At 64.8% G+C, this 12341-nt stretch carries 15 protein-coding genes (1 of these 15 running past the window's edge); 9 read left to right on the top strand and 6 right to left on the bottom strand.

The window, feature by feature from the left end:
• The first annotated feature begins 16 nt into the window (after window positions 1-16).
• From AC6I9R_RS03555 to AC6I9R_RS03565, 3 genes are read left to right on the top strand one after another with little or no spacing between them, the layout of a single operon-like run.
• On the top strand, window positions 17-907 hold the full coding sequence (locus tag AC6I9R_RS03555) for an SPFH domain-containing protein (protein ID WP_461429194.1): 891 nt from the start codon (window positions 17-19) through the stop codon (window positions 905-907).
• Window positions 907-1185 (top strand): NfeD family protein, encoded by a 279-nt coding sequence (locus tag AC6I9R_RS03560; protein ID WP_461429195.1) that lies wholly within the window; start codon window positions 907-909, stop codon window positions 1183-1185. Before AC6I9R_RS03555 ends, AC6I9R_RS03560 begins: the two co-directional genes overlap by 1 nt.
• The gene (locus AC6I9R_RS03565) at window positions 1169-1966 is read left to right on the top strand and encodes a hypothetical protein (RefSeq protein WP_461429196.1); all 798 of its coding nucleotides are present in this window, start codon (window positions 1169-1171) and stop codon (window positions 1964-1966) included. Before AC6I9R_RS03560 ends, AC6I9R_RS03565 begins: the two co-directional genes overlap by 17 nt.
• Here the strand turns inward: AC6I9R_RS03565 and pyrF are convergent.
• From pyrF to AC6I9R_RS03580, 3 genes are all read right to left on the bottom strand, one after another.
• Window positions 1963-2652, bottom strand: coding sequence for an orotidine-5'-phosphate decarboxylase (pyrF, locus tag AC6I9R_RS03570; RefSeq protein WP_461429197.1), 690 nt, complete (start codon window positions 2650-2652; stop codon window positions 1963-1965). The two genes, AC6I9R_RS03565 and pyrF, sit on opposite strands and share 4 nt — an antisense overlap.
• Before the next feature lie 54 nt (window positions 2653-2706).
• Complete coding sequence (locus AC6I9R_RS03575; protein ID WP_461429198.1) at window positions 2707-2895, bottom strand: hypothetical protein; 189 nt, start codon at window positions 2893-2895, stop codon at window positions 2707-2709.
• A 330-nt stretch (window positions 2896-3225) separates the two neighbouring features.
• Window positions 3226-3855 carry a helix-turn-helix transcriptional regulator gene (locus AC6I9R_RS03580; RefSeq protein ID WP_461429199.1) on the bottom strand — a complete coding sequence of 210 codons (630 nt, stop codon included), beginning with the start codon at window positions 3853-3855 and terminating at the stop codon, window positions 3226-3228.
• Between the two features lie 56 nt (window positions 3856-3911).
• Between AC6I9R_RS03580 and AC6I9R_RS03585 the strand changes: the two genes are divergently transcribed.
• The 4 genes from AC6I9R_RS03585 to clpB all read left to right on the top strand — a co-directional run bounded on the left by AC6I9R_RS03585 (window position 3912) and on the right by clpB (window position 7990).
• Window positions 3912-4328, top strand: coding sequence for an SRPBCC family protein (locus tag AC6I9R_RS03585; RefSeq protein WP_461429200.1), 417 nt, complete (start codon window positions 3912-3914; stop codon window positions 4326-4328).
• The gene (locus AC6I9R_RS03590; protein ID WP_461429201.1) at window positions 4325-4744 is read left to right on the top strand and encodes a DUF6855 family protein; all 420 of its coding nucleotides are present in this window, start codon (window positions 4325-4327) and stop codon (window positions 4742-4744) included. Before AC6I9R_RS03585 ends, AC6I9R_RS03590 begins: the two co-directional genes overlap by 4 nt.
• Window positions 4745-4780: 36 nt before the next feature.
• Entirely contained in the window at window positions 4781-5287 is a 507-nt protein-coding gene (locus tag AC6I9R_RS03595) for a hypothetical protein (RefSeq protein WP_461429202.1), read from the top strand.
• An 87-nt stretch (window positions 5288-5374) separates the two neighbouring features.
• A complete protein-coding gene (clpB, locus tag AC6I9R_RS03600) occupies window positions 5375-7990 on the top strand; it encodes an ATP-dependent chaperone ClpB (protein WP_461429203.1) in 2616 nt (871 codons plus the stop codon).
• Between the two features lie 159 nt (window positions 7991-8149).
• Here the strand turns inward: clpB and AC6I9R_RS03605 are convergent, their stop codons facing one another.
• From AC6I9R_RS03605 to AC6I9R_RS03615, 3 genes are all read right to left on the bottom strand, one after another.
• Complete coding sequence (locus AC6I9R_RS03605; protein ID WP_461429204.1) at window positions 8150-8572, bottom strand: VOC family protein; 423 nt, start codon at window positions 8570-8572, stop codon at window positions 8150-8152.
• Between the two features lie 186 nt (window positions 8573-8758).
• The gene (locus AC6I9R_RS03610; protein WP_461429205.1) at window positions 8759-9277 is read right to left on the bottom strand and encodes a fasciclin domain-containing protein; all 519 of its coding nucleotides are present in this window, start codon (window positions 9275-9277) and stop codon (window positions 8759-8761) included.
• Between the two features lie 81 nt (window positions 9278-9358).
• On the bottom strand, window positions 9359-9829 hold the full coding sequence (locus AC6I9R_RS03615; RefSeq protein ID WP_461429206.1) for a fasciclin domain-containing protein: 471 nt from the start codon (window positions 9827-9829) through the stop codon (window positions 9359-9361).
• Window positions 9830-10137: 308 nt separating this feature from the next.
• Here AC6I9R_RS03615 and AC6I9R_RS03620 point away from each other — a divergent pair, with 308 nt between their 5' ends.
• Entirely contained in the window at window positions 10138-11622 is a 1485-nt protein-coding gene (locus AC6I9R_RS03620; RefSeq protein WP_461429207.1) for an FMN-binding glutamate synthase family protein, read from the top strand.
• A gap of 174 nt (window positions 11623-11796) precedes the next feature.
• Window positions 11797-12341, top strand: the 5' portion of a protein-coding gene (gene msrP / locus AC6I9R_RS03625; protein WP_461429208.1) for a protein-methionine-sulfoxide reductase catalytic subunit MsrP. It continues 364 nt past the right edge of the window; only the first 545 of its 909 coding nucleotides appear in the window; the start codon lies at window positions 11797-11799; its stop codon lies beyond the right edge, outside the window.

Raw genomic sequence — 12341 nt, forward strand, 5'->3', positions numbered from 1 at the left:
TAGAGGGTTTTTGACCATGCTGGAAGACATCCTGGGCGGACTGGGAGGTGGCGGCGTCGTCACGCTCGCACTCGCGCTATTCATTATTCTTTGCATTTACCTCGGCATTCGGATCGTTCCGCAATCCGAGAAATACGTGGTGGAACGCTTTGGCCGCCTGAAGTCGGTGCTGGGGCCGGGGATCAACCTGATCGTGCCGTTCCTGGACCGGGTGGCGCACAAGGTTTCCGTGCTGGAGCGTCAGCTGCCCAACGCCGAGCAGGACGCGATCACCAAGGACAACGTGTTGGTGAAGATCGACACCTCGGTGTTCTACCGCATCCTTGAGCCGGAAAAGACCGTCTACCGGATCCGCGACGTGGATGGCGCCATTGCCACCACGGTGGCCGGGATCGTGCGGGCCGAGATGGGCAAGATGGACCTTGATGAGGTACAATCGAACCGCTCGGCGCTGATCACCTCGATCAAGCAACAGGTGGAGACGGCGGTGGACGACTGGGGCATCGAAGTGACCCGGGCGGAAATTCTCGACGTGAACCTTGACCAGGCGACGCGCGACGCGATGCTGCAACAGCTCAACGCCGAGCGGGAGCGGCGCGCCGCCGTGACCCGCGCCGAGGGGGAGCGTCGCGCAGTCGAACTCGCCGCCGACGCCGAGCTTTACGCCGCCAAGCAGGTGGCCGAGGCGCGCCGGATCACCGCAGACGCCGAGGCCTACGCCACTGGCGTTGTGGCCGAAGCCATCGCCAAGGGCGGCCTGGAAGCGGTGCAATACAACATCGCGCTGGAGCAGGTGAAAGCCATTGGCACCATGTCCTCGGGCGCGGGCAGCAACACCATCGTGGTGCCCGCCGATGCGGTGGACGCCTTCGGCAAGGCGTTCCAGATGTTGAAAGGGCGCAGCTGATGGACCTGCTGTGGGCACAATGGTGGGTTTGGGGCGTCGCCGCCGTGGCGCTTGCCGTGGGCGAGGTGCTTTTACCGTCCTACGTGCTGCTGGGCTTTGGCATCGGGGCGGGCGTCGTGGCGTTGATGCTGCTGGTGGGGATCACCTTTGGCGGGTCGCTGCCGATCCTGCTGCTGGTCTTCGCCCTCACATCACTTGTCGCCTGGCTGGGCCTGCGCCGCTGGCTGGGGCTGCACCATGGCCAGGTGAAAACCTTCGACCATGACATCAACGACTGATCTCGAAGCCTACGCGTCGCTGTCTGAAAAGGCGGCGGCGCTTTGCGCGGATGACGACCTGACCCTCACGTCCGCCGACTTCCCGGATACCCTCGCGGATCACAGCGTCTTCGACGGGTTTGCCATCGACACCGGCTTCAAACGGTCGATGGGATGGGCGGGTGAGGGCGACATGCCCTTCGAGATTGTCGAGCAAAGCCCCGGCTTCAACGCCGTCGCTGACCCGGAGGGGTATCGCCGCATCGGCCTGTGGCTGCTGCACCTGTTGCTGTCGGATCGCGACTGGGCCGGGCTGACCCTGACGCATCCCGAAAGCCATGTGCAGGTGTTCTACGTCCGCATCGCGCGGCCCGCCCTGCGCGACCACAAGTTGACGCAAACCGCGCCGATCACCTTCGCCAGCTACGAGTATTGGCCGCAAGAGGTCTGGCGCCACCCCTTTGCGGACGCCGCCATGGCCCCCGTTCACCGGGTCGAGGAACAGGATCGCCCGTTCTTCGCGCTCGGGTGGAGCGATGATGCCGACCGCATGGCGTTAGATCCGGCCAAGGCCGATCAATTGATCCTGGAGGCCACGCCCGAAGGCATCGCCGCCATGGCCTGCGTGCTGATGGACATGGCGCATCCCACCCTGGGCCGGGAAGAGATCAACATGGAACCGCCGCTTATCGGCTTCGCGGGCACCCAGCCCCGCAGCCTTGAAGCCCGCTTCTGGCTGCCCGAGGCGATCTGTTTTGCCGCACCATCAGTGGCCGAGGTGAAGATCCTGCCGCACCGTTAGGGTAGCTCGGACACCACCATTTCAGCCGCCGCGCGCGGGTCCTGGTGTTGCCAGATCGGGCGGCCCACCACGATGTGGTCGGCCCCGTCGGCGATGGCCTGACGCGGCGTGGCAATCCGCTTCTGATCGCCCGAGGCCGCGCCCGTGGGGCGCACGCCGGGGGTCACGATCAAACGCCCTTCGGATTGCGGTAGGGCGCGGATCATCGCGGCCTCTTGCGGCGAAGAAATCACCCCATCGGCACCGGCCTCCAACGCGCGGCCGGCACGCTCGGCCACCAGATCAGGAATACCGCCGTCGCGGATCAGGCAATCGTCCAGATCGCCCCGGTCCAGCGAGGTCAGGATGGTCACGGCGAGGATCTTCGTGTCGCTGCCCGCAGCGCCTTCCTTGGCGGCGCGCACCACATGGGGATCGCCGTGGACGGTCAGGAAATCGAGGTTGAATTGCGCCAGGCCCCGCACCGCAGCCTCCACCGTCGCCGAGATATCAAACAGCTTCATGTCCAGGAAAATGCGCTTGCCATGGTCTTGTTTTAGCTCATTAGCTAGGGCCAGCCCGCCGCCCGTCAGCATCCCCAGCCCGATTTTGTAGAATGAAACGCTCTCCCCCAACCGCTCGGCCAGGGCCAGGCCCTGCACGACGTTCGGCACGTCCAGCGCCACGATCAAACGGTCATCCGACATGTCTTTCTCCCCTGATGCTGACGCTGATTAGACGGCGTCTTGGGGGAAGTCCACTTAGCTCCCGCTCAGGGCGGCATCGCGCAGGCCGCGCGCGATGCGGGGAAACTCGGCGGTGAACGGGCCGCGCCACATGATGCCCCGGCGATGAACGCCCGTGGCGTTCACGAATTGCGCCTCCGCGCGGAAGGCGGCGGCATCGGGGTCATAGGCGACGCGGTGCAGGCTAAGGCAAGGGGTCGACATGGGCATTCCTTCGTCAAATGGGCCTTCAAGATACCATCTGTTGGGTTAATGGCGGATTACCACTCAACATGTCGAGATCAGGATCCCCTTACCTCTCACGCTTTGGTGAGGGGGGAAGGTGGCCCGGATCGCCCAACACCAAGAAGGCGATCCGGACCGGCGCGCTGCGGAACAACACCCGCGCGCGCAAGGAGGCGGCTGCACCGTTGAGGGGAGGGGAGGTGCAGCCGGGGACGGAAGGGGGGTCGTCCCATGCAAGTGATATGGGGGCGGGTGCGCGCGGTTTTGCGGGGAATAATGCAGGCACTTTGCCCCTAGGCGCGCAGGCGGCTACGCGAACCGCTTGGCCGAGATGTTGAGGTCGCCCCAATCCGCCCGCGCAATGGCGTCCCCCGGCGCGCGGGCGTCAAAAACGCTCCAATCGCTGCCATCAAACGACAGGCGCAGAGGATGGCACACCAGCGGCGCGGCACTGCGCGCGCGCAGGCGCACAATGCGCCGTTCGGCAACCGCCTCGGCCATGGCGATCACATAGGCGTCTGGCGTGCTGGGCGGCAGGGTCACGTTGATCTGCTCGGCGGCGGCCTCGCTTTCCAACCGCGTCTGGTCCGGAAAGCTCTCGATCAGTTTCGCACGCGCGGTCTCAAAGGCGGGTGTAATCCCCAGGGTCTGGACCGCCGATGAAGGCGCGGCAAGTTGCACGCTCAGCGCCCGCGCCTCTTCTCGCGTCAGGCCGGTCAGGCGGGTGCGATAGTTGAACCCCAACTCGATCCCGCCGCGATTGCCCTGATGCACGATGATCGGCAGGCCCGCCTCGGTCATCGCATCGACGTCGCGCAGGATGGTCCGCGGCGCGCATTCCAGCTCAGTCGCCAATTGCCGCGCCGTCTGGCGCCCGCGATTTTGCAGGATCAACAGAATACGAAGGAGGCGAGACGCGCGCATGGGGGATTTAAACATGACAGAAGATGTCATGTAAGGGGGCGTAAGCAGGGCCGGCATAGCACGGAGGCACCATGCGATATTACGAGGCAAGACAGGCCATTGCGGCCAGGCCAGAGCAGATTTGGCCGATTCTGACGGACGCAGCGCGGCTGCAAAACGGCGGGTTCGGCATCACCCGGATCAAAGGGCAGATCGCGCCGGGTCAAAGGATCAAACTGTGGTCCGAAGTGGACCCGAACCGCGCGTTCGCGATCCGCGTGGTGCGGATGGACGCGCCGACAGAGATGATCTGGTCGTCCGGCATGCCCCTCGGGCTCTTCCGAGGCACGCGGGTGTTCCGCTTGACGCCGGTGGCCGAGGGGACAGAGTTTCACGTGAGGGAAGATTACACTGGCCCGATGGCGGGCCTGATCTTCAAGCAGATCCCGGATCTGACAGCCTCCATGGCGCAATTCGCAACGGCACTGAAACGGGAGGCAGAGGCATGATTACCTACGGCGATGGCACGGCAGAGGACCCGTGGCGGCTGAAGACGCCGCCGGGCAGCAGCGACTACCTGGCCTGGCGCGATGATACGCGCGACCCGCCCGCGCTGGTGGTGCAGGTGGGCAAGACGCAGCTCAGCTACCAGTGGCGCGCGGTCGATGACGCCGCCGCCATGCTGCGCGCGCGCGGCGATTGGGTGGATCTGGGCAATGCCGATGAGGGCAAGCCCGTCAAAGACGGCTCGCTTGAGGCCTGGGCGCGCGACGCGGGCAACCCTGTGGGCGGCTACTACGGGCTGCGCAAGGGGTATCGCGGGCGGTTTGCCAACTACGTGGGCCCGGTGCTGGAGCTGCTGGGGCTGGCGGAGTTGGAGCACAACCCGCGCAACAACCGCATCCGGGCGCGCGACCTGGGCTGACTTGGCAAGGCCGGGGGCAGGCGGCATCATGGGGGCATGCAACAGCCCTCGGACATTGCCGCGGCGCTTGCCGCCTTTGACGGCACGCACACCGCGCCGCTCAAGGCGGTGGCGCGGGACGACCTGTCGCCCGCTGCGGTGCAGGCCCTCGTCGACGCCGTCCCCGGCCCCCAGGAAATCGCCGCCACCTGGCTGATCAAGGCGCTGGCCGAGGCCGGACGCCTCGGCGCGGGCACCCTGGTCCAGGTGTTCGAACGCCTGCCCAACATCACCGCCGCCGACGCCGCGCTCCACATCCTGCAATGCGCGCAACTCGCCCCCGATGCCGCTCCCCTCCTGCGCCCGCACCTCTCCCCCTACTACGGCAGCAAGAAAATCCTCCTGCGCGTCTGGGCCTTCGACGCCTATTGCCGCGGCGCCGATCCGGCAGAGGACCTGAGCGAACGCATCAAGCAGGGCCTCACCGACCGTTCCGCCGCCATGCGCGCCCGCGCCCGCGCTTTGGCGCGAGAGTTCGGCATAGATCTTGAGAACGACCCCTAAGCTCCCCATTTATGGCAAGGAGGCCCAATTTCGTATGCTGCCAAGGCGGGTGCGAACAGTCGGGCGCTTGGATTAAGGAGATACGCCATGAACTTAGAGAAGTTCACCGACCGCGCGCGCGGCTTCCTTCAGGCCGCGCAGACCATTGCGCAGCGCGAGGATCACCAGAAACTGGTGCCCGAGCATCTTTTGAAGGCTCTACTCGATGATGACCAAGGCCTTGCCGCCAACCTGATCGGCCGCGCCGGCGGCGCGCCTGCCCGTGTGGTCGAAGCGCTGGACGCGGCCATGGCCAAGCTGCCCGTCGTCACCGGCGACGGCGCGCAGGTCTATATGGACAAGCAACTCGGCAAGGTCCTGGACGAGGCCGAGAAGGTGGCCACCAAAGCGGGCGACAGCTTTGTCCCGGTGGAGCGTCTGCTGACCGCTCTGGCGATGGTCAAATCCGGCGCCAAGGACGCGCTGGACGCCGGTGCCTTGAACGCCCAGGCGCTCAACGCCGCCATTAATGATCTGCGCAAGGGCAAGACCGCCGACAGCGCGTCGGCCGAAGACAACTACGACGCCCTGGGCAAATACGCCCGCGACCTGACCGAGGCCGCGCGCGAGGGCAAGATTGACCCGATCATTGGCCGGGATGAGGAAATCCGCCGCGCCATGCAGGTCCTGTCGCGCAGGACTAAGAACAACCCCGTTCTCATCGGTGAACCCGGCGTCGGTAAAACCGCCATCGCCGAAGGCCTCGCCCTGCGCATCGTTAACGGCGACGTGCCGGAGTCGCTCCGCAACAAAACCCTCATGTCCCTCGACATGGGCGCCCTCATCGCAGGCGCCAAATACCGGGGCGAGTTCGAGGAACGCCTGAAAGCCGTCCTCACGGAAATCGCCACGGCGGCGGGCGAAATCATCCTTTTCATTGATGAGATGCACACCCTCGTGGGCGCCGGTAAATCCGAAGGCGCGATGGATGCCGCAAACCTGATCAAACCTGCGCTGGCGCGGGGCGAGCTGCACTGCGTGGGCGCCACAACCCTCGATGAATACCGCAAATACGTCGAAAAAGACGCCGCGCTCGCGCGCCGGTTCCAGCCCCTTGTTGTAGAAGAACCGACGGTGGAAGACACGGTCTCGATCCTGCGCGGCATCAAGGAGAAGTATGAACTCCACCACGGCGTGCGGATCAGCGACTCGGCCCTCGTGGCTGCCTCCACGCTCAGCCACCGCTACATCACCGACCGGTTCCTGCCCGACAAGGCCATCGACCTGATGGACGAAGCGGCCTCGCGTCTGCGCATGGAAGTCGACAGCAAACCTGAAGAGCTTGACGCCCTCGACCGCCAGATCCTGCAAATGCAGATCGAGGCCGAGGCCCTGAAACAGGAAAGCGACACCGCCTCCAAGGACCGGCTGGAAACGCTTGAAAAGGACCTGGGCGACCTGCAACAGCAGTCCGCCGAGATGACCGCCCAGTGGCAGTCCGAGCGTGACAAGCTGGAATCGGCGCGGGGCCTCAAGGAACAGCTCGACCACGCCCGCGCAGAGCTGGACCAAGCCAAGCGCAACGGTGATCTCGCCAAGGCAGGCGAGCTTTCCTACGGCGTCATCCCCCAGCTTGAGAAAGAGCTGGAGGCCGCAGAAGCGCAGCCCGAAGACGTGCTGGTCGAAGAGGCCGTGCTGCCCGAACAAATCGCCGAAGTGGTCGAACGCTGGACGGGCGTGCCCGTCGCCAAGATGCTGGAAGGCGAGCGCGAGAAGCTCTTGCGCATGGAAGAGGAACTCGGCAAGCGCGTCATTGGCCAAACCCAGGCCGTCAGCGCCGTGTCCCGTGCCGTGCGCCGGGCGCGGGCGGGCCTGCAGGACGAAGGCCGGCCCTTGGGCTCCTTCCTGTTCCTCGGGCCCACGGGCGTCGGCAAGACCGAGCTGACCAAGGCGCTCGCCGAATACCTCTTCGACGATGACCAGGCCATGGTCCGCATCGACATGTCCGAGTTCATGGAGAAACACGCCGTCGCCCGCCTGATCGGCGCGCCTCCGGGCTACGTGGGCTATGACGAGGGCGGCGTGTTGACCGAAGCCGTGCGCCGCAGGCCGTATCAGGTGATCCTGTTTGATGAGGTCGAAAAGGCCCATCCCGAGGTCTTCAACGTGCTGCTCCAGGTGCTCGATGACGGCATCCTGACCGATGGTCAGGGCCGTCAGGTGGACTTCAAGCAGACGCTGATCGTGCTGACATCAAACCTCGGCAGCCAAGCCCTGTCGCATCTGCCCGAAGGCTCGGACGCGTCGCAGGCGCAAAGGGACGTGATGGACGCCGTGCGCGCCCATTTCCGGCCCGAGTTCCTGAACCGTCTGGACGATATGATCGTCTTCGACCGCCTCACGCGCGAGGATATGGACGGCATCGTGAAGATCCAGCTGGGCCGTCTGGAACGCCGTCTGTCGCAGCGGAAGATTCAGCTTTCGCTTGATGAAAGCGCCCAGACCTGGCTCGCCGACGAAGGCTATGACCCGGTCTTCGGCGCCCGTCCACTGAAGCGGGTGATCCAACGGGCCTTGCAGGATCAACTGGCCGAGATGATCCTTTCGGGCGATGTCATGGACGGCTCGGACATCTCAGTTAGCGCCGGGCCGGATGGGCTGATCGTGGGCGACCGTTTGGCCGCTTCGAACCGGCCCAAGCCGGATGACGCGGTGGTGCATTAACCCAAAAGAAAACCGGCGTTCCCTTAAACAGAGGGGAGCGCCGAACCGCCGGGGTGGTGCTGAAAGCGCCGCCCCGGGGGGGCGGGTCGGCGCTGCCCGGGGTGCCCCCGGGCGGGTGCCTTTGGCAGGGGCACTGCGTTAGACCGGACCTGCGGCGTCTTATGAACGGCGCGCAACCTCTTCCAAATCATACGTCGTCACCTCAAACCGATTCCCATCGGGATCGCAGAAGTACACCGACCAAGACGCGCCATGATCCACCACACTCTCAGCAGTCACGCGCTCGCCGCGCGCATCGCGAAGCTGTAACTCTCCCAACCGCCCGCGAAATTCCACAAAATCTGCCCCCGTCACCCGAAACGCAACCGTCGCATCGCGCGACGGCGCGGCGCATCCCCTGGCAAAGAGCGACAGGGCAGGCGCACCGTCTCCGGCCTCAAGGATCAACGGCCCCATCGGATCCTCGGCCCAGGCCGCCAGCGCGCCATGGGGCCGCAGCCCCAGCACATGGGCAAACCACTGGGCGGCCACCTCCCGGTCGCGCACTTCCACATGGACATGATCGATTTTCAGAACCCGCATGGCCCCAGTGAATATGACACTGGCCCGCCCGGCAAGGCCTGTAGCGGCGGCGGACCCCGCCACCTGCGCACTCACAGCCTCTAAGGTCGTGAAAGTCTTAAGAAAGTCTTAACGAAAATAGGAAAATAACGTGATTACAATGGTGTAAGGGGGGTGCTCAAGCTTGAGCACCCCCCCACTTGGGCCTTAATGCGGCAGCAGAACCGCATCGATGATGTGAACGACCCCGTTCGAGGCGAAGACATCCGCCGTCGTGACGCGGGTGTTGCCGTTCAGCATGACAGAGCCGTGGCGCCCATCCACGCGGATTGCCTGGCCCTGAACCGTGCGGTGCACGGCACCGACCTGACCCACGAACTGGGACGCGGGATAATAGTCAGGCGAGACGTGGTAGGTCAGCACGTTGGTCAGCGCGGGAATGTCAGCCAGCAGGCTGTCCAGCACGCCGTGGGGCAGATGCGCGAAGGCGCGGTTCGTCGGCGCGAAGACCGTGAAGTTGCCGCGCGAGGACAGCGTGTCCACAAGGCCCGCGGCTTGGACGGCGGTTACGAGGGTGGAGAGGTCGGGCGTGGCCACGGCCAGCTCGACAATGTTGGAGCTGCCGGTCACAGCCAGAGCGGGCGCGGCAAGGCCCGCGAACGGAGCGGCGGCGGCGAGGCCTGCGGTGCGGGTGATGAAGTTGCGGCGGTTCAGGTTCTGGGTCATGGAAAGGTCCCCCTTTGGTTTGGTTGCTGTTTCTTGAAGTGGAAAAGGGGGCAGCTCTCGCCGCCCCCTTTTCAGTGCGATTTACATCGGCGGCAGCAGAACGCTGTCGATGACGTGGATGATACCGTTGGACGCCTCGATATCCGCGGCAACGACGTTGGCATCGTTAATCATCACGGGATCGAGCGACACGGTGATGTCGGCGCCGTTCACGGTGGCGGCGGTCATGCCGTCGCTGAGGTCCGTCGACATCACCGCGCCCGCGACAACGTGATAGGTGAGCACGGCGGTCAATGCCTCGGTGTCGGCCAGCAGGCCTTCGACCGTGCCCTCGGGCAGGGCGGCGAATGCGTCATCGGTGGGCGCGAACACGGTCAGCGGGCCTTCGCCGGACAGCGTCTCGACCAGGCCGGCGGCCTCGGCAGCGGCCAGAAGCGTGGTGAAGGTGCCGGCCTCGGCCGCCGTTTCCACGATGTTCATCCCATGGCCGTCTGCAAAGGCAGGGGAGGCGAGGGCGGTGGTGGCCGCAAGGGCAAGGAGTGCTTTACGCATTGTTAAGTCTCTCTCTCATAATGTCGGGTCACGAGGGCTTGGGTCCCTCGGGTCAGCAAGGTCTGCCTGCTGACGAGTTGCGAAGTGCGGCGCAGGCAATTCTTTTCAACTGAAGCGACTTTCCGCCGGGGGGCTTGACCCAAATGACGGCCGCCCTAAGCCACGGGGCACGCGCGTTTCCAGTCACAGATCGGTGAGATCATGTGACCCGACGTTATGAAATGTTTCGTTTTTCCTGTCGCTCGGTTGCGCAGGGCCGAGGGGTTTGGCCATGATGCGAGCCAGCTATTTCGAAGAGGATGATGGAAATGCCAACGATGGAAAATGTCTCGGTCTTCCTGGAGGCGATGGCGATCCTTTTTTGGCTGGTGATCGGCCTGGCCGCGCTGGCCGTGGTGGTCCTGTTCGTGCTCGACCGGTTCCAAACCAGCGACGCGATCCGCCACAACTATCCGGTGCTGGGGCGTTTTCGGTCCCTCTTCAGCAGCCTCGGAGAGTTCTTTCGACAGTATTTCTTCGCGATGGACCGCGAAGAGCTACCGTTCAATCGCGCCCAACGCGAATGGGTGAAACACGCGGGCCAGGGCAAATCCTCGACACTGCCGTTCGGATCCACGCGCAACATCAACGTCGTGGGCACGCCGCTGTTCGTGCCGTCGGCTTTCCCACCGCTCGACGACCAGTTCTCAAGTTCCGAGCCGCTGATGATCGGGCCCCATTGCGACACTCCTTATATGGCAGCGAGTTTTTTCAACCTCTCGGGCATGTCCTACGGGGCGATCTCCAAACCCGCGGTCCGGGCGCTGTCGCACGGCTGCAAGCAGGCCGGGTGCTGGATGAACACCGGGGAGGGGGGCCTGAGCCCCTACCACCTTGAAGGCGATTGCGACGTCGTGTTCCAGATCGGCACAGCGAAATACGGCGTCAGGGACGCCGAGGGCAATCTCGACGAGGCCAAGCTTGCGGAAATGGCAGCACGCCCGCAGGTCAAGATGTTCGAGTTGAAGCTCGCCCAGGGGGCCAAGCCCGGCAAGGGCGGCATCCTGCCCGCCGCCAAGATCACCGAAGAGATCGCCGGGATCAGGGGCCTGCCGCAAGGCGCTGACGGGATCAGCCCGAACCGGCATCGCGAAGCCGGAAACGTGGAAGAGCTGCTGGACCTGATTGCACGCATCAGAAGCATCACCGGCAAGCCCGTGGGGATCAAGACGGTCATGGGCAACCCGCAGGTTTTTGAAGAGCTGTTCGCCGCCGTAAGCGCACGGGGCGAAGAAAGCGCGCCGGATTTCATCACGCTCGACGGCGGGGAAGGCGGCACGGGCGCCGCACCGATGCCGCTGATGGACCTGGTCGGCATGTCGATCCGGGAGGCGCTGCCGATCCTGGCCGATGCACGGGCACGGGCCGGGTTGAAGGACAGGGTGCGGATCGTGGCCAGCGGCAAACTGGTGAACCCTGGCGATGTCGCCTGGGCCTTGGCGGCGGGGGCGGATTTCGTGACGTCGGCGCGCGGGTTCATGTTCGCGCTGGGCTGCATCCAGGCGCTCAAGTGCCACAAGAACACCTGCCCCACGGGGATCACGACCCACAACCCCAGGTTCCAAGAGGGGCTGGATGTGACCGACAAGAAGGTGCGGGTGGCGAATTACGCGAAGAACATCGTGAAAGAGGTGGAGGTGATCGCCCATTCCGTCGGCGTAAGCGAACCGCGCCGGATGCGGCGCGAACACGTCCGTCTGGTGCAACCCGACGGCAGCAGCCTGCCGATGGATCGGCTGTTTCCCGCAGCATGAGCCCCGGGCGCCAAGACCCTTGCAAGGGTCTTGTCAAATCTCTTGCAAGAGATTTGCGCGCTGGGGCCGGTGCCTCACGTCGCCTAACCGTTCCGTGATATTCGATGTCAGCTATTGGGCGCAGGGCCACTTATGGGGCATGAACAGCGCAACGAAGGACAAGGAGACACCTTTATGGCCCGCCGCTACACCTCGAAGTTGACCTATGATGATGTGACCCCGGAACATCTGTTCCTGAACCGCCGCCAGATCATGGCGGGCGCAGGCGGCCTGTTGGGCGCGGGCATGATCGGCGGCGCGACCCAGGCGCAGGCTCAAGGGCTGGAGCCCAACACCTGGGAAGAGATCACGACCTACAACAACTACTATGAGTTCGGAACCGGCAAGAGCGACCCCGCCAACAACGCCCATACCCTGACGACCAGCCCCTGGGCGATTGAGATCGACGGCATGGTCGACAACCCCGGCACCTATTCCTTCGAGGACATCATGGCGGGGGTTGAGGTGGAAGAGCGTATCTACCGCTTCCGCTGTGTGGAGGCCTGGTCGATGGTGATCCCCTGGAACGGGTTTGAGCTGGCCGATCTGCTGGACCGCGTCGGCGTCCAAGATGGCGCGCGCTATGTCGCGTTCGAGACGGCCAACCGCCCCGACGAGATGCCGGGCGTGCGCGTGCCCGTCCTCGATTGGCCCTACCGCGAGGGGCTGCGCCTGGACGA

Source organism: Gymnodinialimonas sp. (assembly GCF_059726805.1).

Excerpts from the sequence above, each read along its gene's own strand:
- AC6I9R_RS03565 (WP_461429196.1), top strand. The coding sequence starts at position 1,169 with ATGACATCAACGACTGATCTCGAAGCCTACGCGTCGCTGTCTGAAAAG.
- AC6I9R_RS03575 (WP_461429198.1), bottom strand. The coding sequence starts at position 2,895 with ATGTCGACCCCTTGCCTTAGCCTGCACCGCGTCGCCTATGACCCCGAT.
- clpB (WP_461429203.1), top strand. The coding sequence starts at position 5,375 with ATGAACTTAGAGAAGTTCACCGACCGCGCGCGCGGCTTCCTTCAGGCC.
- AC6I9R_RS03595 (WP_461429202.1), top strand. The coding sequence starts at position 4,781 with ATGCAACAGCCCTCGGACATTGCCGCGGCGCTTGCCGCCTTTGACGGC.
- AC6I9R_RS03610 (WP_461429205.1), bottom strand. The coding sequence starts at position 9,277 with ATGACCCAGAACCTGAACCGCCGCAACTTCATCACCCGCACCGCAGGC.
- AC6I9R_RS03560 (WP_461429195.1), top strand. The coding sequence starts at position 907 with ATGGACCTGCTGTGGGCACAATGGTGGGTTTGGGGCGTCGCCGCCGTG.
- pyrF (WP_461429197.1), bottom strand. The coding sequence starts at position 2,652 with ATGTCGGATGACCGTTTGATCGTGGCGCTGGACGTGCCGAACGTCGTG.
- AC6I9R_RS03605 (WP_461429204.1), bottom strand. The coding sequence starts at position 8,572 with ATGCGGGTTCTGAAAATCGATCATGTCCATGTGGAAGTGCGCGACCGG.
- AC6I9R_RS03580 (WP_461429199.1), bottom strand. The coding sequence starts at position 3,855 with ATGTTTAAATCCCCCATGCGCGCGTCTCGCCTCCTTCGTATTCTGTTG.
- AC6I9R_RS03590 (WP_461429201.1), top strand. The coding sequence starts at position 4,325 with ATGATTACCTACGGCGATGGCACGGCAGAGGACCCGTGGCGGCTGAAG.
- AC6I9R_RS03585 (WP_461429200.1), top strand. The coding sequence starts at position 3,912 with ATGCGATATTACGAGGCAAGACAGGCCATTGCGGCCAGGCCAGAGCAG.
- AC6I9R_RS03555 (WP_461429194.1), top strand. The coding sequence starts at position 17 with ATGCTGGAAGACATCCTGGGCGGACTGGGAGGTGGCGGCGTCGTCACG.
- AC6I9R_RS03620 (WP_461429207.1), top strand. The coding sequence starts at position 10,138 with ATGCCAACGATGGAAAATGTCTCGGTCTTCCTGGAGGCGATGGCGATC.
- AC6I9R_RS03615 (WP_461429206.1), bottom strand. The coding sequence starts at position 9,829 with ATGCGTAAAGCACTCCTTGCCCTTGCGGCCACCACCGCCCTCGCCTCC.